The sequence below is a fragment of the Desulfitobacterium hafniense DCB-2 genome (assembly GCF_000021925.1).
GTDB classification, from domain to species: Bacteria; Bacillota; Desulfitobacteriia; order Desulfitobacteriales; family Desulfitobacteriaceae; genus Desulfitobacterium; species Desulfitobacterium hafniense.
This window is the reverse complement of the sequence record NC_011830.1, coordinates 3,181,564-3,202,667: the sequence shown is the minus strand read 5'-3', so window position 1 is coordinate 3,202,667 and position 21,104 is coordinate 3,181,564. Positions and strand designations below refer to the sequence as shown.

The 21,104-nt window shown below is 44.9% G+C and carries 21 protein-coding genes and 1 tRNA gene; 18 read left to right on the top strand and 4 right to left on the bottom strand.

Annotated features, from left to right (window positions below):
• The first annotated feature begins 3 nt into the window (after window positions 1-3).
• From DHAF_RS14880 to surE, 5 genes are all read left to right on the top strand, one after another.
• Window positions 4-468, top strand: coding sequence for a Fur family transcriptional regulator (locus tag DHAF_RS14880; RefSeq protein ID WP_005812063.1), 465 nt, complete (start codon window positions 4-6; stop codon window positions 466-468).
• A gap of 166 nt (window positions 469-634) precedes the next feature.
• Window positions 635-1,786 (top strand): tetratricopeptide repeat protein, encoded by a 1,152-nt coding sequence (locus tag DHAF_RS14875; RefSeq protein WP_005812065.1) that lies wholly within the window; start codon window positions 635-637, stop codon window positions 1,784-1,786.
• 193 nt (window positions 1,787-1,979) lie between these two features.
• Window positions 1,980-2,537, top strand: a complete 558-nt coding sequence (gene folE / locus DHAF_RS14870) for a GTP cyclohydrolase I FolE (RefSeq protein WP_014794265.1) — start codon at window positions 1,980-1,982, stop codon at window positions 2,535-2,537.
• A 44-nt stretch (window positions 2,538-2,581) separates the two neighbouring features.
• Window positions 2,582-2,755, top strand: coding sequence for a YpmA family protein (locus tag DHAF_RS25240; protein WP_011459899.1), 174 nt, complete (start codon window positions 2,582-2,584; stop codon window positions 2,753-2,755).
• A gap of 12 nt (window positions 2,756-2,767) precedes the next feature.
• A complete protein-coding gene (gene surE / locus DHAF_RS14865) occupies window positions 2,768-3,523 on the top strand; it encodes a 5'/3'-nucleotidase SurE (protein WP_005812070.1) in 756 nt (251 codons plus the stop codon).
• A gap of 47 nt (window positions 3,524-3,570) precedes the next feature.
• Here surE and DHAF_RS14860 read toward each other — a convergent pair whose 3' ends face one another.
• Window positions 3,571-3,795 carry an alpha/beta-type small acid-soluble spore protein gene (locus DHAF_RS14860; RefSeq protein ID WP_005812072.1) on the bottom strand — a complete coding sequence of 75 codons (225 nt, stop codon included), beginning with the start codon at window positions 3,793-3,795 and terminating at the stop codon, window positions 3,571-3,573.
• A gap of 120 nt (window positions 3,796-3,915) precedes the next feature.
• On the opposite strand from DHAF_RS14860, the gene DHAF_RS14855 reads away from it, so the two are divergent.
• The gene (locus tag DHAF_RS14855) at window positions 3,916-4,170 is read left to right on the top strand and encodes a hypothetical protein (RefSeq protein WP_015944316.1); all 255 of its coding nucleotides are present in this window, start codon (window positions 3,916-3,918) and stop codon (window positions 4,168-4,170) included.
• Window positions 4,171-4,828: 658 nt separating this feature from the next.
• Here the strand turns inward: DHAF_RS14855 and spoVB are convergent.
• Window positions 4,829-6,367 carry a stage V sporulation protein B gene (spoVB, locus tag DHAF_RS14845; protein ID WP_005812078.1) on the bottom strand — a complete coding sequence of 513 codons (1,539 nt, stop codon included), beginning with the start codon at window positions 6,365-6,367 and terminating at the stop codon, window positions 4,829-4,831.
• Window positions 6,368-6,693: 326 nt separating this feature from the next.
• On the opposite strand from spoVB, the gene iadA reads away from it, so the two are divergent.
• The 6 genes from iadA to DHAF_RS14820 all read left to right on the top strand — a co-directional run bounded on the left by iadA (window position 6,694) and on the right by DHAF_RS14820 (window position 13,427).
• The gene (iadA, locus tag DHAF_RS14840; RefSeq protein ID WP_015944314.1) at window positions 6,694-7,902 is read left to right on the top strand and encodes a beta-aspartyl-peptidase; all 1,209 of its coding nucleotides are present in this window, start codon (window positions 6,694-6,696) and stop codon (window positions 7,900-7,902) included.
• A 36-nt stretch (window positions 7,903-7,938) separates the two neighbouring features.
• Window positions 7,939-9,960 (top strand): elongation factor G, encoded by a 2,022-nt coding sequence (fusA, locus tag DHAF_RS14835; protein WP_011459896.1) that lies wholly within the window; start codon window positions 7,939-7,941, stop codon window positions 9,958-9,960.
• 202 nt (window positions 9,961-10,162) lie between these two features.
• Entirely contained in the window at window positions 10,163-11,560 is a 1,398-nt protein-coding gene (locus DHAF_RS14830; protein ID WP_015944313.1) for a sigma-54 interaction domain-containing protein, read from the top strand.
• A gap of 65 nt (window positions 11,561-11,625) precedes the next feature.
• The gene (locus DHAF_RS26595) at window positions 11,626-11,751 is read left to right on the top strand and encodes a hypothetical protein (RefSeq protein ID WP_015944312.1); all 126 of its coding nucleotides are present in this window, start codon (window positions 11,626-11,628) and stop codon (window positions 11,749-11,751) included.
• A gap of 166 nt (window positions 11,752-11,917) precedes the next feature.
• Window positions 11,918-11,991 (top strand) — tRNA-Trp (locus tag DHAF_RS14825).
• A gap of 443 nt (window positions 11,992-12,434) precedes the next feature.
• Window positions 12,435-13,427: a hypothetical protein gene (locus tag DHAF_RS14820; RefSeq protein ID WP_005812091.1), complete on the top strand. Its 993-nt coding sequence runs from the start codon at window positions 12,435-12,437 to the stop codon at window positions 13,425-13,427.
• A gap of 349 nt (window positions 13,428-13,776) precedes the next feature.
• Here the strand turns inward: DHAF_RS14820 and DHAF_RS14815 are convergent, their stop codons facing one another.
• Complete coding sequence (locus DHAF_RS14815) at window positions 13,777-14,154, bottom strand: PH domain-containing protein (protein WP_015944311.1); 378 nt, start codon at window positions 14,152-14,154, stop codon at window positions 13,777-13,779.
• Between the two features lie 233 nt (window positions 14,155-14,387).
• On the opposite strand from DHAF_RS14815, the gene DHAF_RS14810 reads away from it, so the two are divergent.
• Together DHAF_RS14810 and DHAF_RS14805 are read left to right on the top strand one after the other, a co-directional pair.
• Window positions 14,388-14,684: a hypothetical protein gene (locus tag DHAF_RS14810; RefSeq protein ID WP_005812096.1), complete on the top strand. Its 297-nt coding sequence runs from the start codon at window positions 14,388-14,390 to the stop codon at window positions 14,682-14,684.
• A 2-nt stretch (window positions 14,685-14,686) separates the two neighbouring features.
• Window positions 14,687-15,415 carry an N-acetylmuramoyl-L-alanine amidase gene (locus DHAF_RS14805; protein ID WP_005812098.1) on the top strand — a complete coding sequence of 243 codons (729 nt, stop codon included), beginning with the start codon at window positions 14,687-14,689 and terminating at the stop codon, window positions 15,413-15,415.
• A gap of 129 nt (window positions 15,416-15,544) precedes the next feature.
• On the opposite strand, the gene DHAF_RS14800 is transcribed toward DHAF_RS14805, so the two are convergent.
• Window positions 15,545-15,940, bottom strand: a complete 396-nt coding sequence (locus DHAF_RS14800) for a hypothetical protein (protein ID WP_035214038.1) — start codon at window positions 15,938-15,940, stop codon at window positions 15,545-15,547.
• Window positions 15,941-16,259: 319 nt separating this feature from the next.
• Here DHAF_RS14800 and DHAF_RS14795 point away from each other — a divergent pair, with 319 nt between their 5' ends.
• From DHAF_RS14795 to DHAF_RS14780, 4 genes are all read left to right on the top strand, one after another.
• Window positions 16,260-18,032 carry a sigma-54-dependent Fis family transcriptional regulator gene (locus DHAF_RS14795; protein ID WP_005812102.1) on the top strand — a complete coding sequence of 591 codons (1,773 nt, stop codon included), beginning with the start codon at window positions 16,260-16,262 and terminating at the stop codon, window positions 18,030-18,032.
• Between the two features lie 225 nt (window positions 18,033-18,257).
• Window positions 18,258-19,478 carry a diaminopropionate ammonia-lyase gene (gene dpaL / locus DHAF_RS14790; protein WP_005812104.1) on the top strand — a complete coding sequence of 407 codons (1,221 nt, stop codon included), beginning with the start codon at window positions 18,258-18,260 and terminating at the stop codon, window positions 19,476-19,478.
• Window positions 19,479-19,501: 23 nt separating this feature from the next.
• On the top strand, window positions 19,502-19,870 hold the full coding sequence (locus tag DHAF_RS14785) for a RidA family protein (protein ID WP_005812106.1): 369 nt from the start codon (window positions 19,502-19,504) through the stop codon (window positions 19,868-19,870).
• 24 nt (window positions 19,871-19,894) lie between these two features.
• Entirely contained in the window at window positions 19,895-21,082 is a 1,188-nt protein-coding gene (locus tag DHAF_RS14780; RefSeq protein ID WP_005812108.1) for a YgeY family selenium metabolism-linked hydrolase, read from the top strand.
• The last annotated feature ends 22 nt before the right edge of the window (window positions 21,083-21,104 follow it).

Genomic DNA, 21,104 nt, shown 5'->3' with positions numbered 1-21,104 from the left:
ACTATGGCAGCAAAACAAGAAGAGTGGAAAGATGAGTATCAGAAAATATGTGAGCTTTTGCGTCATCATTCTTACAAATTGACCCCTCAAAGGCAAACGATTTTAAAAGCATTTTTAGAGAATGAGGATCAGCACCTGAGTGCGGAAGATACCTTTATGATGGTTAAGCATAACTACCCTGATATTGGGCTGGCTACGGTTTACCGTACTCTGGACCTTCTGGCCGAATTAGGCATTCTCCAAAAAAATGATTTTGGCGATGGGCGAAGCCGGTATGAGTTTAACCGTAAAGATGAGCATCACCACCACCATTTGATTTGTATCAAATGCGGAAATGTCTCAGAGTTTGATGGTGACTTGCTGGAGTCTTTGGAAGCTGAGATAGAAAAACGCAATGGCTATCAAGTAGTTGACCATGATCTGAAATTTTATGGATATTGCAATAAATGCAAAAGCACGTTGGACTGACGTGCTTTTTTGCTGATCTTAACGATAAATCATTGCCAATGCCGGATTTGAAGGGAAATGACCAATTTCCAAGCACTATTTGACGGATGATTTATGGAATGAGGGGAAGGAAAAATATACCAGTTGCTCGAAATGTACTCAAAACGAGGTAAAGGAGCGACGCCTTATGTTTCCTCTTTCAACAGCAAAAAAAGCGACAAGTGACTATTCATGGCTTTCACGACTCAAGAACTCTACCTGGATATTTACCAATAAAGACAGTGATTCCTTGGAACATTGTTTAATACGTTTGCAGCAAGACTCGGACAAGCCTCTCGTGGAAACCGTTAAGCAGGCTATCGACTTTCAAGCCTATCAGGAAGCGCGTGATTATTTGGAGCGCATCTGGGGAAGATATCCTGGCAAGGAAGGAGAAATTCAATACTTAATGGCTCGCTGCTATTTTGGTCAAGGTTTGATTCAGGAGGCATTAATATGCCTGGACAAAGCCTTAATCCATGGACCGGAAAGCACTGAATATCTGGAACTGCAGGCTGATTGCCTCATGGAAAAAGAGGATTGGCGCGGGGCAGTGGATGCCTTGAATAAAGCCATCTGGGCTAATCCCAAAAAAGTGGAGAATATTTACCGTTTGGGAACCATTTATGCCTACCACAACGAACCTCACGAGGCTTTGCGTTGTTTTCAGGGATGTTGTGAGCTGAAACCCCACAACTCTTTGTATTGGGAGATGAAAGGTGAGATCCATCTTCAACTGGAACAGATGTCACAGGCTATCATTAGCTTTGAAAAAGCTCTTCGTTATGAATATAATCCGGATCTCAAAGCTCGCTTAGCTTATTGCTACACTCAAATCAATGAACATCAAAAAGCAATCCGACTTTATCGCCAGGTATTAAAGCATGACCCAGCTCATTACGATTCCCTGTGTAATCTTGCGGCCATCTATCAAAATAAAGGTGAATCCATGGAAGCGCTCAAACTGCAGGAGCGGGCCTATGGTTTGTGTCAAAATGATCCCGTGCTACTGAATAATATGGCTTATACTCTGGTTCACCTGGGAAGGACAAGGAAAGCAACAGAATACTATCAAGAAGCTCTTAAATTAGCCCAAGCCAATCCGGTCATCCTCTATAATCTAGCGGTATGCCATACCCAGAAAGGGAATTGGGATCAAGGCATTGAGATACTCTACCGACTATTGAATATCGATCCGGATCATTCTGAGGGATGGGCACTCCTGGGCAATATTTATGACCATCTCACGGATCATGAATCAGCTGTAGATTGTTATAATAAAGCTTTACAATTAGCGTAAACTATAAGGCGTAAAGCCTTTTTTCTTTTTTAAATGAAAAACATTGTCTTTTACTTTACCATTTTTTAAAGTTTTGTTATGATTTGCTAGGAAGAAGCTGAGTCGATCTGGTATAATGTATGGCAAGCACCTATCAATAGAGAGATAATTCTGATTATTAGTCCTTGTGGGAGGAGTAGTGGAGAATTTGGGCATGGATTTAGAAAAAATAGAGGAAGCAGTGACCATGATTCTGGAAGCCATTGGAGAAGATCCAAGGCGGGAAGGATTATTGGATACCCCGAAACGAGTGGCCAGGATGTATCAGGAGGTTTTTGCCGGACTTCATGAAGACCCCAGTCAGCATTTAAAAGTGCAGTTTTCTGAAGATCATGAGGAGATGATCATTGTTAAGGATATTCCGGTTTATTCCATGTGTGAGCATCATCTGGTTCCTTTTTACGGGAAAGCCCATGTAGCTTATATACCACGTAAAGGCAAAGTGACAGGTTTATCAAAAATTGCCCGGGTTGTGGAAGGGTATGCGAAACGTCCTCAACTTCAAGAACGATTAACAGGACAGATTGCCGATTCGGTGATGAGCATGCTCAATGCCCGAGGAGTCCTTGTGGTGATCGAAGCTGAACATATGTGCATGACCATGCGGGGAGTCAAAAAGCCGGGCTCCATGACCTTAACCTCTGCAGTCCGCGGGATATTTAAAACCAATGAAATCACTCGCTCAGAAGGGTTTGCGTTGATTAAGCAATGATTGATCACTATGGAAACGAAGGAACCAAATAAAGGATGAGAGTTATGGATCAAAAAACGGGAAAAATAGAGCTCATAGGTACTCAAAAGCTTAAGATCAATCCAGAATTATATAAAGTGGTGGATTTCCTTAATAAAAATCTTAAAGAGCATAATCTGATGTTCGGCCTTAGCAAAAAAGAAAATACCATGACCATGGCAATCTATGAAGTTGAGTAATTGGAGTGAACAATGCATATTCTATTGACAAATGATGACGGATATTTTGCCCCTGGGCTGCAAACCCTCTATACAACCTTAGCTGAAGCAGGATACGATGTCTTCATTGTGGCACCGGATAGTCAAAAATCGGCAACAGGCCATTCGATCACTTTGTTTGAACCTTTGTTTATTACGAAGCACTCGTTAGATCGCGGCACCGGCTATGCGGTCAGTGGGAAACCGGCCGACTGTGTTAAATTGGCGATACAAGGCAGTATTATTCCCAAACCTGATTTAGTCATCTCCGGAATTAATAACGGCCCCAATTTGGGGACCGATGTCTTTTATTCGGGGACAGTATCCGCAGCTATGGAAGGGGTGCTTTTGGGAGTCCCCGCCATAGCAGTATCCTTAGCTTCCTTTTCTGCCGTCGACTATAAGCCGGCCGCCCAATTTGTGGCCCTATCGTTGCCGAAACTCCGCCTGGGGCCGGGATTAATCAATATCAATATTCCACCCTTGCCGGAGAAGGAGTGGAAAGGTGTCCGTGTCACGAAGCTGGGCAAAGCAGTCTATGAGAATGTCTTCGAACATCGGCAAGCTCCCTATGGCCGTGACTACTACTGGCAGGCAGGCACCGTATCACCGGAAGTCGACCAGGAAACGGACCTCTATGCTGTGCAGGAAGGCTATGTATCCATAACGCCCATGCACAGTGATTTAACCGATTATATCAAACTTAAGGAATTACGACAGAGCTTATCCCTTGAGAATCCAAATAAATAGGAGTACAGCGCACTGTACTCCTATTTTCCATGGTAGCTGAGGAAGTGTTAAAGAGTGTCGTTCTTTAAGCTTTCCTCAGCGCGACGGATCATGGCTTTAACCATACTTCCACCGATGCGGCCGCCTACATGGCCGCAATCACGGGAGGTCATGTTAGCCCATCCCTTGGTTTGGATTTGTTCGGTTAAACCTAATTCGGAGGCCACCTCCATTTTAAACTCGTCCAAAACAGACTTGGGCAAAATGCCGGCGGAGCGGTTTCTGCGACTCATAGATATCCATCTCCTTTCATCTGTTTAATCGAGACAATTCTATTTTTTACAGACGGGATTATAAATATAGTACAGAAAATATGGAGAATTTAAGCTTAATTGTTAAGGGAGGAAACTGAGTTGATTATTGGGACCTTTTTGTTTTACTTCATTTTATTCCTTTTTGTTTTTTCCTCCCCGGAAAAGCTTAAGCAAAGGGATAAACGCTGGACAAAAATATTGGTTTTACCGGCCGTCTTTGCCCTGATTTTAGCTTTTTTAACGGTGATCAAAGTGTTCTTTATCTATAAGATTATCCTGATTATTGTTCTTGGCTTAACCACGCTCCTGACCTATTGGCAGTATGGGGAGCGGATTAAGCACTGGTTAGGTTGAAACGAGATAAGATCCTCCGGGTCGCGTAGCTTTACGCACAACGCGTACTCCATAGCTCCGGGGCTGGTTAACCCGCTTTCTTAACAGCATCTGCGGCGGATAGGCATGCTTTGGGGAGTGCCGCCTTGAGCGAAACTGTCCACCGGACACTTTCGTACGCCAAACCCCGTTGTTTTCTGCATGTGAACCGTGGCTCCGCTACGTTAAGAAAGCCTCGTTGACCTGACCGCCTCTCCGCTAAATCCGACACCTTCGGGCGTGAATCCTAAAACCTTCCACCGGAAGGTTTCTTCTTCGGAGTTCACGGCTTTTGTACATAAAGCTACTGCTTGCGGGTTTCTTTGCGAGGCATTTCTGGGGTCTGCTCAGGTCTTCTTCAAAGCCATGCTTACCCAGTCCCACAAAACCCCGCTCACTCAAACCAGAAAAGCAGCCCAAGGATTTTGCTTTACGGAAGAGAGTGAATTTAAGCGAGCGGAAACAAAACTTCGCGAAAAGCACGCAGCGGAGTCGGGTTGGAAACAGGACGTTTCCAACCGGCCATTGAGCAGGAGCGATTTGGCCGGGAACCCGACGAAGCGGAGGGCTTTTCGCGTTAGTTTTGTCCGCGCAGCTTATGGAGCGACCGCTGTAAAGCAAAATCCTGGAGAAGAATGACTCAGCGTAAAAACTTGCCGAGCCAGGGAATTCTCTGCAGATCGTCACGGTTGATACCGCCGTTAAAGAAGAGAATGGCGAAGTAAAGAACCGCTCCCAGTATGATCTCCAGGAGAAAGGCTAAGGGATGGAAAGCGAAGAAGGGATGAAAGAGGCGAAAGGCCAACATCATGCCAATGCCGCCCATGAGCGGGTGGAGAAGAAACTCCCGAAGATCGACAGGCATCCCTGTATAGTGGACGATAGCGGCCAGATTCAGGGTCGAGGAGATAAAAAAACCGACGACATAAGCTACAGCCGTTCCTTTAAGCCCCCACTGAGGTGAAGCCGTTAAAATGAAAAGTATCGGTATCCGGATGACGGCGGAAATAATGGAATGGATCACCGGGAGCTGGACCTTGCCTAATCCTTGCAGAATTCCTGTAGAGGTTTGTTGAAGGTAGGAAAAGATCCCACCTAAGGCAAGGATGCGCAGAATGCTGCTGGTGCCTTCGCTTTTAAAAAAGGCGCTGAAAGGCTCAGCAAAGAAAAAGAGGATTACTAAACTGGGGACCCCGATGAAAATGGTCATCCGTAAAGCTTGGGCACTGCGGAGCTTAACCGTTTGGAATTGCTTTCGGGCGGCCGCTTCGGAAATGGCAGGAACCAAAGAGGTCGCCAAAGCAAAGGTGAAGACACTGGGAAAATTAAGGAGAGTAAACACAGCCCCGCCCAGTTGTCCGAAGAGAGTGGTGGCTTCACGGGCTGTATAGCCGGCTAGTTGCAGCCGTTGTGGTATCAGCATGGCATCCACCGTGGATAACCCGCTGGAAAAGAGCCTGCCGATCGTCACTGGATAAGCTAAGTGGAAAAGTTCTTTCATGGTTTGAATCGGATGTAGGGATTCATTCTGGTGGGAGGACTTTTTTGTTTTTTGGAGTTTATACTGAAGAATAATGATAAATAAGCCGATGATTTCTCCCGACAACATTCCCAAGGCCAAACCGGAAGCGGCCCATTCGATCCCTCTGGGCAATAAAGTGTAAGCCGAGAAAAATCCCACACTGACCCGCACCAGTTGTTCACAGATCTGACTGAGTGCAGTGGGAAGCATATTCTGCATGCCCTGAAAATACCCGCGAAAGGCTGAGGAAACAGAGACCACAAAGATTGCCGGTGTGCAGATCAAAAAAAGCCTTAGAACACGGGGATCGGGAAAGAAACGCTCTGCCAGGAGAGGCGAAATAATGTAGAGAGCCACGGAAATAACCAGCCCTGAACAGGTCAATAAAAGAAGGGAAGTACGAAATATGGAGCGGGCACGGGAATAATTCTGCAAAGATACTGCTTCGGAGATCATTTTCGAAACAGCCAAAGGGATGCCCGCAGTGGTAAAGACTAAAGCAAACATATACATAGGGAAAACCATATTGAATAGTCCAAAGGCCTCTCCGCCAATATGGGTCATGATTAAGTATTGATAAATAAAACCCAAAACCCGATTGAGAAAGTTTGCCGCCAAGAGAATGACAGCCCCATAAATAAAGGTTCTTTTGGCCATATTCCTCTCCAACCCCCTGGTCCCACTTATCCTGACTAACTTTATGCCAGAAGAAGGAAAGTGATGACAATTTATTCTAAGGATCAGGAAGGTAGGGAATTGGGTTGTCAATATCGAATATTCACACAGAGGATAACTTAATCTTCAGATGGAATGCTTTCACCTAAAGCAAGTTTCCTGGATGTTTTTTAAGTTATGGAATATTTGAAAAGGATTTTTATAGTTAGTGGAGAAATATTTAATTATTGTTGATTTAAGACAATTTTTTGTAAAGTGAATACTGTTCCAAAAATTGGGCATTCTACCTCCGAATGGAGGGGTTGCCTGTGTGGACACTCATCAAAAATGCCAAACTATTCGCACCGGAGCCGCTGCAGGAGCGGGATCTTCTCCTTGTAGGGAATCGAATCGCCGCCCTTGGCGATGACCTGTCCCTTCCCCCTTATGCTAAGGGTGAGGTGTATGACCTTCATGGACATTACCTCGTTCCCGGTTTTATCGACGCTCATGTCCATATCTGCGGAGGAGGAGGAGAAGCGGGGCCCAGCTCCAGAACTCCTGAGGTTCAACTTTCTCAACTGACGCGGGCCGGGATAACCACTGTGGTAGGTTGCTTGGGAACGGATTCTATCTCCCGTTCCATGGAAGAGCTCTTGGTTAAGGCAAATGCCTTGGAAGAAGAAGGATTAACGTGCTTTGTCTATAGCGGCGGTTATCAAGCCGATCGTATGATCTTTGATACCTTGCGCAAAGACTTAGTCTTAATCGATAAAGTGATAGGGGCGGGTGAAATCGCCATTTCTGACCATCGTTCCGCCCAACCTCAAAAATCTGAGCTGGAGCATCTTGCTGCGGAAGCTCGAGTAGGGGGGATGCTAGGAGATAAAGCGGGAGTTGTTCATATTCACCTGGGTGAAGGGAAGAGAGGTTTGTCCCCAATTCTAAAAATAATTGAGGAAACTGAAATTCCGATCAGCCAATTCATGCCAACTCATATCAATCGAAAGGAAACGCTCTTAGAGCAGGGAGTAGAGTTTCTCAAAGCAGGTGGCACAATTGATTTAACAGCAGGTTGCGATGATTTTGAACCGCATTTACAGGTTCCTTTCGTTTTAAAAGCCCTTTACGAGCAGGGATTGCTGAATGACCGTGTGACGGTTACTTCAGACGGAAATGGCAGCCTTCCTCAGTTTAACGAGGCTGGAATCCTTGTCGGCATGGGCATAGGATCCGTTCATGTTCTTTGGCGCGATATCCGGGAAGCTGTGCTCCGGTACGGCATACCCCTTGATACCGCTCTGAGAACCATTACTTCCAATCCCGCCCGTATTCTACAATTAAAAAACAAAGGCATGATTCGGGAAGGCTTTGACGGTGATTTGGTGGCCTTGTCCGATGACTTGATGATTGAGCAGGTGTGGGCTAAGGGAAGAGTTATGATTCGTAACCGTAAACCTGTTGTTTTGGGGGTATATGAGACATCATTGGCGAGTCATCTTCAGACTGTAGAAACTCCACGATTAGTCAAAGGTTAGACCTTTTCTAATACATTTTAAGGAGGTTGATTTGTCTTGAAGACCTATGACACTATGAATCTACGCAACATTTGCCTTGTAGGGCACGGAGGGGCAGGGAAGACGTCTTTGACAGAAGCTTGTCTCTTTAACTCAGGTGCGGTTACCCGTATGGGGAAAGTGCCTGAGGGAAACACTATGTCGGATTCTTTGCCAGAAGAGATTAAACACAAGGTTTCGATCAGTACGAGTCTTGTTCCTGTTGAATGGCAGGGATGTAAAATCAATGTCCTTGATACTCCGGGATATTCTGATTTTTTTGGTGAGGTTAAGTCTGCCCTTCGGGTGGCAGAGAGCGGGGTCGTTGTTCTGTGCGGTGTATCAGGTCTTGAGGTACAAGCTGAGCTTATCCTTGACTTGATGGAAGAGCAGAAGTTGCCCCGCGTTATTTTTATTAATAAGTTAGAGCGCGAGAATGCTAATTTTGAAAAGGTTCTGAACCAACTCACAGAAGCTTTCCCTAATATGCGTTTTGCCCCCTTAACTCTTCCTATAGGTCATGAAGATCAGTTTCAGGGTGTCGTAGATATTATCGAGCAAAAGGCGTATATCTATGAAAACAATGCCAGTGGGAAATATACAGTTAAGGATATTCCGTCAGATCTTCTATCTGATGTCGAACACTATCGAGAAATATTAGCTGAGGCGGTAGCCGAGGCTGATGACGATATATTGACAAAATATCTGGATGGCGAAACTTTAAGCGATGACGACCTTCGCCAAGCTTTGAAAAGCGCTTTGGAAAAGGATTTAACCGTTCCGGTCCTTGCGGGTTCAGCTCTCAAAAATGTCGGGATTGGAAATTTGCTCGACTTCTTTGTTCAATACGCCCCGGTTCCCCAAACTAAAGAAGAGAAAAGCGCCCTGATCTTTAAAACCCTGGCCGACCCCTATGTTGGTAAGATGAGTTTTATCAGGGTCTATGGAGGAAAGCTCCAAGGGGACAGTATGGTGTATAATGCTCAAAAAGAAAAAGAAGAAAAGATCAGCACTCCTTTTATTCTGCGGGGAAAAAACCAAGACCCGGTTCAGGTCGTCCCGGCGGGAGATATCGCCGTTGTAGCTAAACTTCAGGATGCAGCTACTGGTGATACCCTATGCGCCAAGGAGAATCCTGTGCAATTGGAGGGCATTGATTTACCTGTGCCCCGTTTACCTGTAGCCATCGCCCCTAAGAGCAAGGGAGATGAAGATAAACTGGGGAGTGCCCTGGCCCGCTTGGCGGAAGAGGACCCCACCATGCGTGTGGAGAAGAATGTGGAAACCAAAGAATTGATTCTCTACGGTATGGGTGAAATGCATGTTGAAATCCTGATGGAGAAGCTGCAACGGAAATTTGGCGTTGGCGTAGAGATGAAAGTTCCCCGGGTTCCCTATCGGGAAACCATTAAAAAGCCGGTTAAAGTGGAAGGAAAACACAAAAAGCAAAGCGGCGGTCATGGACAATATGGGCATGTCTGGATCAATATGGAGCCTCTCATGGACGGCGAGTTTGAATTTGCCGAGGAAGTATTCGGAGGTGCTGTACCCAGACAATACTTCCCTGCTGTAGAAAAGGGAATTCGAGAAGCTATGGCGGAAGGAGTGCTGGCCGGATATCCTGTCACTGGATTCAAGGTGACGTTGACCGATGGCTCATACCATAGTGTGGATTCTTCCGAAATGGCCTTTAAGCTGGCTTCCATTATGGCCTTCCGTAAAGGGGCAGAAATGGCGAAACCTACTTTGCTGGAGCCGATTTCTGAGGTTGAGATTAGGGTGCCGGAAGCCTACATGGGTGATGTTATCGGTGATATCAACGGCAAACGGGGCAAGGTCTTGGGAATGGAGGCCGATGGTAGATTCCAGGTGATTAAAGCTCATGTGCCGCAATCGGAAATGATGCGCTATGCCATTGATTTAAAATCCATGACCCAAGGGCGAGGCAGCTTCGATATCCGATTCTTAAAATACGATGAAGTACCTTCTAAAATCAGTGAAGGAATTATCAATGAGCTTAAAGCGGCCCAGGGAAGCTAATTAGGGTTATATAGCGCTTAATCAACAGTCAGGTAGTTACCTGGCTGTTTTCTTTTTTTTGTTAATTAAAACTAAAGATTAATAAAAAATTCCTAATTTTAAGAAGGGTATTTACAAAATGCGTTGAATATTCAAATTATTGTATAAATTATATAAATATATATTATATAAAATTGAGGGAAAAAGAGTGGAGGGCTCAACTGTGGGACAACAGCCAAAAAGGGTGGAGATAAGGGATAGTAGGCGCATAGAAGAAGAACTTAAAGTGCTCTACAATTCGATTCAAGAAGCCATTGAGGTCGCAGGCAAAGACGGAACCATTCAATATGTCAACCCGTATTTCAGCCGTTTAACAGGCATATCTCCTTATGAACGAATCGGTAAGAACATCTTCGAACTCTCACCGGAGGGGGCACTGGCAAGAGTACTGAGGACCCATGAACCAATCTATGCACATCGTTCCACGATGGAAGAGTGTGATATCGAAATCATTGCCAATGCATACCCCATTGTCATCGAAGGTAATATCGAAGCGGCCCTGGTGGTGTTTCAGCAACTAACGGAGACCTCCAGGCTGGGCGAAGAGATCGAAGCGGCGAAACAGATGATTCAAGCTCTTACAACCCGGGTCGATCAGATGGCATCCAGCTCGTATACTTTTGACGATGTTCTAGGGAGCCACCCGGATTTTGCTTTTATTCGCAATAAGGCGCGTCGCTCGGCCGAGACCCATTCACCCATTATGATCATGGGTGAAAGCGGTTCTGGAAAAGAGCTCTTTGCTCATGCCATTCATAGTGGCAGCACGCGCAGCCATAAACCTTTTTTGAAAGTGGATTGTGCCAATATACCGGAAAGCCTTCTTGAAGTTGAGTTGCTGGGTTACGAGAAGAAAAGCCAGGATAGGGCTTCCGAGCGGAAGTTGGGCAAATTGGAATGTGCCAGTGGGGGAACTCTGTTCCTTGATGAAATAGGGCTGCTTAATGACTATTTACAAGATAAATTGCTTCATATCCTTCTGGAGAAGAAGTTCCAACCTGTTGACGGAACCCAGGTGATTGAACTGGATATTCGGATTATCACGGCAACTAACCGCGATTTAAGAACTATGGTGGAGAATGGGCAGTTCTCACCGGATTTGTATCATCTGCTCGGTGGTATTGAAATCCAAATACCCCCTTTAAGAATGCATAAAGAAGATGCCTTGACTTACGCCCAGAGTTTTATCTATAAGGCCAATCGGAAGCTGGGCAAACATGTGATTGGCATAACGACTCAGGCAGAGCAGCTTTTATTGGATTACCACTGGCCGGGAAACATCCGTGAGTTGAGAAATGTCATCGAGATGGCGATGGATTCCGTGGAAGGAGATATGCTCAATATTAAGGATTTTGCCAGTTTGGTAGAGATTGTCAATAAGACGGAAGAGATTCATTATCGTGAGCCTATGGCCCTTGATGAATTAGAAAAGAGGATGATTCGCTTGGCATTAGACCGCTATGGCAATTCCGTGGAAGGGAAAAAGCGGGCAGCTGGTGTCCTCAATATCTCCTTAGCTACTCTCTATAATAAGCTGAAAACCCTCGAGGATAATGTTTAACCCAGGGTAAAAAGGTATGCTTTATGGGGAATCTGCTCATCCTATACCTAAAGGAGGGATTTTCCATGGCATTATTCGGCACAAAGGGCAGGGACCCTAAGAAAAAGCCAGAACCCGCCCCAAAGCAGCATCATCGCGGCGACGCTATTCGTGAAGATATGGAAGGGTTCAAAGATTTGTACTGGCCATAAAGGGGCCGCCCAAAAGCTCTCAACCGAGTTGGTGAGAGCTTTTTAAGTAGTCCGTAGTTTTAAGCCTTTATAATTTGATCCCTTATAAATATTTTAAGAACTTAAGCTTGACACTTTTCCTGCCTTCAAGTATAATTTCATTTGTCGCTAGTTGATAAAGTGACTTAGGGGATTAGTTTAATGGTAGAACAGCGGTCTCCAAAACCGTTAGTGTGGGTTCAACTCCTGCATCCCCTGCCAATATGAAATCCGCTCTCTGCAAGGTTTGCAGGGATTTTTTGTTTTTCGAGATTCGAAATAATAAAAATTAGGTAGAACAAAAGTGGAACATCTGATTTTATTTTGTTTATGGGAAAACCCGCCGTGAGTGGCGGGTTTTTCTAATCCACCCTCTCCACCAATAGGAGGCCCATACCGCATTGACCTGTTTCCTGTTTCAAGCTGTAAATACTGCTCCGCTATCTTCCCACTGCGTTCCGCGCTCTTCGGCATTATTTTCTTGTTCACTTTTAGCTGGCGCAGTAGGAAGATAGTAGAGTTCTCAGGCATACTTGATATCTCGTTGAGCTTGGCAGAAGAAGATGTTGAATGCGGTATTTGGCGGAGAGCCTAAAGGTATAGAAAAATAAGTATTGTGCTCCATAATTAGGATATGCTACCATATGCAGTATGGAGGTGCATAAATGAAAAAATTCTTATTCCTATTTTTACTTATTCCTTTAGTTCTATCCCTTGCAGCGTGTGGTGGAGAAGGTGTAACGGCTAAAAAGGGTGAGACAGCAGAACAATCTGTAGAAAAGGCACTTAACGCGATTAAGGCCGCCGACATCGAAGCAGCATCCAAGTACATTGATTATAATGAGATTGTTAATGCGGGCAGTACAGGAACCCCGGATACTGAAGATGAAAAGAAGTCGGAAGAGATGTCCAAGGCGATTTTAAAAAACATTGAATATAAGATTTTAGAGTCATCAGAAGAAGAAAAAACTGCTGTTGTCAAAACTGAAATTACCAACCTGGATATGAGCAACGTAATGGCTGAGTTTATCTCCCAGCTCTTTTCCCTTGCCTTCAGTGGATTAAATGAAGAACAATTAAATGAAAAGTCTTTTGAAATATTCACAAACCTGGTAAGTAGCGAAACTAAAACCGTAACGAAAACAGTGGACATTAATCTTTCTAAAAGCGAAGAAGGATGGAGAATTGTAGGGGACGACGCATTAGCTGACGCTCTAACAGGTGGATTAGTTAGTTTTTCGGACAGCATGAATGGGAACAACGAAAACAGCGGAAACAGTGACACAGATAAACTACAAGAGATAAGCAATTGGTTGATAGGAAAAGTTTGGAATGAAGGATTTGTTGACATCCAACACTACATAGCAAGAGGAAAAAGCAGCACAGGACAGACGCTTGATATTGAATTCACCTTAGAACAACTCGATGCTACAATGAAGAAAAAGGCAGATTATGATAGTTTTATCGGCGGATTGGCCGAGGAACAATACTCTCAAATAAAATCAATATGGGGAAGGTTATCCCCAGAGATAGATAGTCTATATGATCAAATTAAAGGTACTCCGCCTGTCGCAAATGATGCCAGTAATTCTTTCGATACAGGAAAGCTTGAACAGTATATGGACGCCTTTACTGATGCGGTAGATGATTTAAATTAAATTTAGTTGAACTATAAAAAGCGCCTTTCCCGGGAGTGTTTGTCACACATCCCCGGTCAGAGGCATATAGTATGGTGAGTGGATGATTTTATTATTGGATATAGTCATAAGTCTCTTTTCAGCAGGAGCAGACACCCTGGCAGTTAGAGCCGGGGTTCTTTTTTTATTGTCAGGATTTACCGTTACTATTTTTCCGCTGCCGCGATAAGTTCCTTATACGAGTATAAGTTCTGAGGCAGCGAAATTATAAGAGAGAGCTACCTCCTTTAAGTAATTAAGTAATTGTTTTCCTTCAACGAGAAGAAAGGTGCTCCTCTTTTTAAGCAGCCATAACGGCTGCGTAAAGACATTACCTGGCGATAGAGTTGGCCAGAGCCTTCTGAACTTCAAATATGTTTTTGTCTTTTTTAAACTCCTTGGTGATAGGTGATGAATTGCCAGAAATCCAGATTTTTAATTCTGCGTCGAGATCGAGGTGACCGGCTGTCTCTACAGCAAAGTGCGTGATACTTCTGAAAGGTATAGAGTGATACTCAATCTTTTTACCGGTGATGCCTTGTTTGTCCACGAGAATCAACCTGCTGTTGGTAAACACGATTAAATCTCTGATGAGTTTAAAAGCCTTTGTTATCTGTTCTGAGTCATAAAGTAAAGGACCTACTTCGCTTTCAATTTCTTTGGTGTCAATCTCTGAGGCATTGCCCATCATCCCGCTAAATATTCCCATAATGTTTAATATCTCCTTTCTGAATTGCAATGTTCAAGTATTCGAGGGAAAAATTTTATTTCCTGCTTTGGCTTAATGATGCCGAAAAGTGGGCATTTATCAGGGCACACTCTGTTTTTGTGCCCAAAATCCTATGCCGGAAATTTGCGGGAAGTGGGGTAGCTGGGGAGTGGGTCAGTCACCATTATAACGACATGTCTATATAAATATAGTATAGCGAGAGGTGATAGCATTTGGATTTTACAATTATAACAGCCCTCATTGGGATTGTAGCAGCTCTGTCCGGAATTATCTTAGGGTGGTCGGCAAGGGCAAAGGAAGCGAAAAGAGAAGTCAGAATAGACGCTGAAATCAACACAGCCATCCGTACCGACATGGAGTACCTTAAGCGCGGGGTAGATGATATCCGCATAGAGCAGCGTGCCCAGGGGCAGCGCATGGATACCATGGGTGAACGTCTTACCCGGGTTGAGGAGTCATCTAAACAGGCTCATAAGAGGATTGATCGCCTTGAGCAGAAAGGAGAGTAAGCATGAAAATCGAATGGGTGGGCACACCGAACTATCGTCAGGGGAGAAGTGGTAATCAAGTCTTTGCCATCATAAATCACATCACAGCAGGACGATATCCGGGGTGCCTCTCATGGATGCAGAATCCTGCCTCCCAGGCAAGCAGTCACTATCTCGTACTCAAGGATGGACGAATCCTGCAGCTTGTCAAAGACGAGGATACTGCGTGGCACGCCGGCCTTGTCAATAAACCGAACTGGAAGTTGTATAATGGAAAAAATCCGAACCTGTATACTATTGGCATTGAGCATGAGGCTTTAGAAGGGGAGGGGCTAACCGATGCTCAGTATCAGTCTACGTTATGGCTTCACGGTCAGCTCCTGGCCAAGTTTCCGGCAATTAAACCGGACAGTGACCACATCATCGGTCATTATCGCACAGACAGTGTAAATCGGCCGAACGATCCAGGAGCGAAGTTTCCCTGGGAGCAACTGTTTAAAGATTTAAAATCTAAGGATTTGAAAGGAGAGGAGGATATGGTGGATAATCTTGTTATCTATGCTGATGGGGATGTGGGAGCAGCCCTTATCTTGAGCCAGAAGCTGGGATGCCCGATGGTTCATAAAAACAGCTCAAACAAGTATCAAGCTGCCCAGAAGCACTGGGTTGGGGTACAAGGGACAAATGATAGTGGGAATAGCTACTATGCCGGAGCGAATCGTACCGAAACGGCAAGAGCGGTTCTGAAATGAAGCAGAGCCATTTTTCTAAGCGGATAGTGTTTCTGGTGATGTAGTTGAACACCGGATTCACTATCCGTTTTTTACTTATTGAAAAGCAAATTGAAGAAGCAGATACACGATTAGTTCATGAATAGCCCCTTAAAATTCGTATTTGTAATAGAATAGTTTAAGCTGGTAAGCAATCGCTGCTATGCCAAAACCAGCACTCTTTAGTAAATTACCGATTACGGCGAGTTTTGTGCCTCTGGTCAACACAAGAGAGGTTTTTAAGTTGGCGGTTGATCCCAGTTCTTCTAAGCGGACAATCGCCACATGGGTGAAAAGGATGCTGGCGAGAAAGAAAAGCCAGCTTGCAGCTGTGATGGACATGGCAGAATCAATATCTTTTGGTTTAACCATTGAAACGTTCTCGGTGAGAAGTGCTTGTTCTTCTTGATAGTTCGATATAAAAGCCAAGATCGTGCCGAGAAGAAAGAGTAAATCCCCTGCTCTTTCTTCATAGGTTAGGGTTAAATCAACATTTTCATTTGCCATAATCATCACTTCCCTATTTATTAAGATATGTCATAGAGCCAAGAACCGTAACATATGAAGGCTGTAATCCTGTCGCAGAGTTTTGTGCGGGAAAGAGTGCAGGAACGTCCTTCGATCAATACTCTTGAAAGACTCATTGAATATAATTTCAGCTCTTTTAAGTGAGAGGACTAATTGAGAAGACAGGTTGTGTTGGCTCCACATCTGCAGTATACTGCAGATGTGGAGCGATTTTGTCATGGGAAAAGCTTTGCATGGATTCCCGACATTCAGCCTGGATAATAATTCAATGAAATTATACTGACGCCGGAGGAATGAAATGGCAAGTGTTTTACTCGAAATCCAAGAGACAGTCAAAAAATATACAGAGATTATGGCAAAGATATCAAGAGTGGACGTAGAGGTTGTGGATACGGAATTATTTCGGGTAGCCGGTACCGGTATGTTTGCTGATCATGTAAACGAGGATATGTCCGCAGAGGGATATGCCTATAGTCATGTTATAAAAGAAGGCCGGCTTCAGGTTATTTACTCTCCAGGTCATGAATTGATCTGTAACAATTGTCCCAAGCGGGACAGCTGTGCTGAAGAAATAGAGATTGCTATGCCGATCTGGGCCAGTGATCAAATTATAGGTGTGATCGGATTGGTGGGTTCCAATGCCCAGCAACGCAATGCGATCCTGGCGGATGAAGAGACATATCTTGGGTTGATTGAGCAGATCGCTAATTTTATTGCGGCTAAAGCGATCGAACAGATCGATCGCAAGGAAAAGGAGTCAATGCTGTCAACGCTTGCTTTTGCTATTAATAATATGGAAGAAGGGGTTCTCATTGTCAGCCGCAAGCATACCATCACCATGGCCAATCGGGCCGCCAAGCAGCAGCTGATGTTGAACACTCTCGAAGGTATGCGGATTATGTTGTCTCCAACCGGGGATAAGCTTAACGGGAAGACAGAATATATGTTGAATGTCGGAGCAAAGACATTTCGTATTCTTGGCCAAATTAATTCTTTGCTCAAAGCGGATGACTCTTATGCCGAGCTTCTATCGTTTACCCCAACCCGTGATCTGAATAAAAAATTGTACGCCATGACTGCTGCGGTGAGTGAAGGTATAGTTGTAGGCAATAGTCAAGAGACGATAGCCCTTCGTACCCAAATTGGAAAAATAGCGAACAGCACTTCAACAGTGCTTATCACTGGAGAAAGCGGTACCGGCAAGGAGGTTGTGGCTACCGCTATTTGGCGTGCCGGTGATCGTAAAGAACAGCAATTTGTAGCGGTGAATTGTGCGGCTATTCCTGAGAGTCTGCTGGAAGCTGAATTATTCGGTTATGTAAAAGGGGCTTTTACAGGAGCCGATCCTAACGGCCGGGTAGGAAAATTTGAACTGGCTAATCAGGGGATCATCTTTCTGGATGAGATCGGCGATATGCCCCTGTATTTGCAGGCCAAGCTTCTACGTGTTCTTCAGGAACGTAAAATCACCCGTATCGGTTCCAATCACTTGATTTCCATCGATGTGCGTGTCATTGCCGCTACAAATAAAGATATCCGAACCATGATTGCCAATGGCAAATTCCGCGAAGATCTGTATTATAGACTGAACGTGATTCCTGTGAAGATTCTGCCCCTTCGCCACCGTCTTGAGGATATTCCCGTTCTTGCCAACTTATTTGCCCAACGGTATGCGGTAAGGCTTGGCAAGCCGGAGCGTGAAATTTCACCGGCAGCGATGCGCGCCTTGCTGGAGTATCCATGGTACGGCAATGTTCGGGAATTGGAAAACACAGTGGAATATATGGTGAATATGTGCAATGATCAGGATGTTCTGGGGTTAGAAACATTACCCAAGGATTTTTTGGTTAATGAACATACTGTCATAATTCAGGCGGATAGCTCTTATGAAAAAGAAAAAAAGCACGGTTCTGAGGAAAAGGTAATACCCCTGCAGGAGGTTGAACAACGAGAAATAGCAAAAGCTCTGCGTCTTCACGGTATGAATACTCAAGGGAAAAAAGAGGCGGCGAAAAGTCTCGGTATTAGTCTTGCAACTTTATATCGTAAACTAGAACAATTCTCAAATTGATAATTCTGTTATTCTCACATTGAGAAAATTATTGAAATGAGAATAATGGAAAGTGTGTATGCTGAATTGAGCCTAGATAAATTTGTTCAAAAATATTGAGTAAAATGCAACATTTCTGATATGTTGCATTTTTTTATTAATGATTCAAGACAATAATGTGATTGGCACGAAAATTGCAATTGTATTGTTGTGGTTAATATTTAAAGACTGACCCTAAGTGGTCATATGAAAGGAGGATCTCTGGTGAAAGAAGAGATTAAAATTATTTCATTTCAGCGTGATAAACAAAAGGCAAGCGATCTGACATTTTTGAATTTGGAGGAAGCTGAAAAGGTCCATAGCTTTCATGTCAGCTTTCCCATTTACCAAAAAACGCCGCTGCGGGAATTGAAAAACACGGCTCAAGCCCTGGGGCTTGGCACCGTCTATGTCAAGGATGAATCGTATCGTTTCGGACTCAATGCCTTCAAGGTTTTGGGGGGGAGCTATGCAATCGGCAACTATATTGCTTCAAAGCTGGGTACCGATATTCGAGATCTTCCTTACGAGAAGATGGTTTCAGAGGAAGTTCGCAGCAAGCTTGGTGAACTGACCTTTGTAACGGCGACTGATGGAAATCATGGCCGTGGTGTCGCCTGGACAGCGAACCAGCTTAAGCAGCGTTCTGTCGTCTATATGCCAAAGGGGAGTGCGCCTGAGCGGCTGGAGAATATCCGGGCTGAGGGAGCTGAGGCATCCATTACTGAGCTGAATTATGATGAAGCCGTCCGTTTGGCTAACCGCAAAGCAGAAGAAAATGGCTGGATTATGGTACAGGATACGGCCTGGCAAGGCTATGAAGATATTCCCCGTTGGATCATGCAAGGATACGGCACCTTGGGCTATGAGGTTTATGGTCAATTAAAGGAAAAACCAACCCACATCTTCTTGCAGGCTGGGGTCGGTTCTATGGCTGGAGCGGTCACTGGTTTCTTCGCTTCACTGTATGGTGAAGAACGCCCGATCATCGCCATTGTTGAGCCCAATAAGGCAGACTGCCTGTATCTTACTGCCCAGGCAGATGATGGGGAGCGGCATTTTGTCACGGGAGAGATGAACACCATCATGGCCGGACTCGCCTGCGGAGAGCCGTGCAGCATTGCCTGGGAAGTTCTGAAAGACTATGCAGATCATTTTATATCTTGCCCTGATTACGTCGCAGCAAAGGGAATGCGCATCCTTGGCAATCCTGTTCAAGGAGACGAGAGAGTCATTTCAGGTGAAAGCGGTGCGGCTCCATTTGGCTGTGTGGCAGAGATCATGACGAATCCGCTGTATAAGGAGATAAAAGATCAGCTTCAGTTGAACGAAAACTCGCGGGTTCTCTTCTTCAGTACCGAAGGAGATACGGATCAGGAAAATTATCAGGCCATTGTTTGGGATGGAAAATATCCCAGCTGCAAGTAATCAGTGATAAAGGAGATTTGATAATGAAGGAAATCAGAACAGCAAAAGCACCGGGTGCCATCGGTCCCTATTCCCAAGGATTTATCAGTGGTGATCTTGTCTATACTTCCGGGCAGATTCCTGTCGATCCTACCTCTGGTGATGTTGCCGCGGGCATTGCCGGACAAGCAGAGCAAAGCTGTAAAAACGTGGGAGCTATTTTGGAAGCAGCTGATTCAGACTTTTCAAAGGTTATAAAAACCACCTGTTTTTTAACGGACATGAATGATTTCGCGGCCTTTAACGAGGTCTATGCCCGCTATTTTGTTTCTAAACCAGCCCGCAGCTGTGTGGCAGTGAGAGCTCTGCCGAAAGGCGTTCTTTGTGAGATTGAAGCGATTGCTGAATTATAAAGTGAAAAGGAGGAAATAGATTTTATGTTAAATTCGGAAAGACAAGGGAAAGTTGTGGAGCTGTGCAGTGATCTGATGCGGGCAAAGTCCATGTCAGGAGAAGAACAAGATGTTGTCGACATTATGGAAAAGTTTTTTCGCATGCATCAATTCGACACCATAAAAAAGGATAAGTACGGCAACATCATTGGCTGCATTAAAGGTAACAGACCCGGCAAAAAAATCTTGTATGAGGGCCACATGGACGAGGTACCTGTTGCCGATCCAAAGGTTTGGACTCATGATCCTTTTGGTGCAGAAATTGAGAACGGCCGTATTTATGGCCGGGGAGCCACAGATATGAAAGGCGGTTTATCTGCCGCCTGTTGTGCAGCGGCCTTTTTCGCCGAAGATACCAACCGTGATTTTGCCGGTGAAATATATGTGGCGGGAAGCTGTCACGAAGAGTGCTTCGAAGGTGTTGCCGCCCGCTCCATCAGCGAAATAGTTCAACCTGATATTGTGGTTATTTGTGAGCCTTCACATCTGGATCTGCGGATTGGCCAGAGAGGTCGTGCCGAAATTGTCGTGGAAACCTTTGGCCGCCCCGCTCATTCTTCCAATCCCGAAAAAGGTGTCAACGCCGTTTATAAGATGATGCAGATTATAGAAGGGATAAAAGGATTGCCGGTCAACAATCATCCTGTGCTCGGCAAAGGAATTTTAGAGTTGACAGATATAAAGTCATCCCCCTATCCCGGAGCGTCGGTAGTACCTCAATACTGCCGGGCTACCTATGATCGCCGCACTCTTGTCGATGAAACGAAAGAAAGCGTGCTGGCTCCTATTCAGGATCTGATCAAGAAGCTGCAGGAAAATGACCCTGAGCTGGAGGCGAAAGTTTCCTATGCGTGGGGTTCCGAAAAATGTTATACAGGGGCAGTCATCGAAGGGGAAAGATTCTTCCCTGCCTGGCTGTATAACGAGGGTGATGATTTTGTGCAGGCGGCTTATCAGGAATTGCAAAAAAATAACTTCAGTTCGCAAATTTCTACTTGGCAATTTTGCACTAACGGAAGCCATTATGCAGGGGAAGCAAAGATTCGCACCATCGGTTTAGGTCCCTCATGGGAACATCTGGCCCATATTACCGACGAGTATATCGAGCTTGAACAGCTGTATGGTGCTGTCAGCGCCTATATGTCCATCAGTAAGGGCTTGCTTGACATGTGATGAATGCATTTTGCCGAATCTT

What these genes read in the sequence shown, in the direction of transcription:
- DHAF_RS14880 (WP_005812063.1), top strand. Translation starts at nt 4, where the DNA reads ATGGCAGCAAAACAAGAAGAGTGGAAAGATGAGTATCAGAAAATATGT.
- DHAF_RS14875 (WP_005812065.1), top strand. Translation starts at nt 635, where the DNA reads ATGTTTCCTCTTTCAACAGCAAAAAAAGCGACAAGTGACTATTCATGG.
- folE (WP_014794265.1), top strand. Translation starts at nt 1,980, where the DNA reads ATGGATTTAGAAAAAATAGAGGAAGCAGTGACCATGATTCTGGAAGCC.
- DHAF_RS25240 (WP_011459899.1), top strand. Translation starts at nt 2,582, where the DNA reads ATGGATCAAAAAACGGGAAAAATAGAGCTCATAGGTACTCAAAAGCTT.
- surE (WP_005812070.1), top strand. Translation starts at nt 2,768, where the DNA reads ATGCATATTCTATTGACAAATGATGACGGATATTTTGCCCCTGGGCTG.
- DHAF_RS14860 (WP_005812072.1), bottom strand. Translation starts at nt 3,795, where the DNA reads ATGAGTCGCAGAAACCGCTCCGCCGGCATTTTGCCCAAGTCTGTTTTG.
- spoVB (WP_005812078.1), bottom strand. Translation starts at nt 6,367, where the DNA reads ATGGCCAAAAGAACCTTTATTTATGGGGCTGTCATTCTCTTGGCGGCA.
- DHAF_RS26595 (WP_015944312.1), top strand. Translation starts at nt 11,626, where the DNA reads ATGGCATTATTCGGCACAAAGGGCAGGGACCCTAAGAAAAAGCCAGAA.
- DHAF_RS14820 (WP_005812091.1), top strand. Translation starts at nt 12,435, where the DNA reads ATGAAAAAATTCTTATTCCTATTTTTACTTATTCCTTTAGTTCTATCC.
- DHAF_RS14815 (WP_015944311.1), bottom strand. Translation starts at nt 14,154, where the DNA reads ATGGGAATATTTAGCGGGATGATGGGCAATGCCTCAGAGATTGACACC.
- DHAF_RS14805 (WP_005812098.1), top strand. Translation starts at nt 14,687, where the DNA reads ATGAAAATCGAATGGGTGGGCACACCGAACTATCGTCAGGGGAGAAGT.
- DHAF_RS14800 (WP_035214038.1), bottom strand. Translation starts at nt 15,940, where the DNA reads ATGGCAAATGAAAATGTTGATTTAACCCTAACCTATGAAGAAAGAGCA.
- DHAF_RS14795 (WP_005812102.1), top strand. Translation starts at nt 16,260, where the DNA reads ATGGCAAGTGTTTTACTCGAAATCCAAGAGACAGTCAAAAAATATACA.
- dpaL (WP_005812104.1), top strand. Translation starts at nt 18,258, where the DNA reads ATGAAAGGAGGATCTCTGGTGAAAGAAGAGATTAAAATTATTTCATTT.
- DHAF_RS14785 (WP_005812106.1), top strand. Translation starts at nt 19,502, where the DNA reads ATGAAGGAAATCAGAACAGCAAAAGCACCGGGTGCCATCGGTCCCTAT.
- DHAF_RS14780 (WP_005812108.1), top strand. Translation starts at nt 19,895, where the DNA reads ATGTTAAATTCGGAAAGACAAGGGAAAGTTGTGGAGCTGTGCAGTGAT.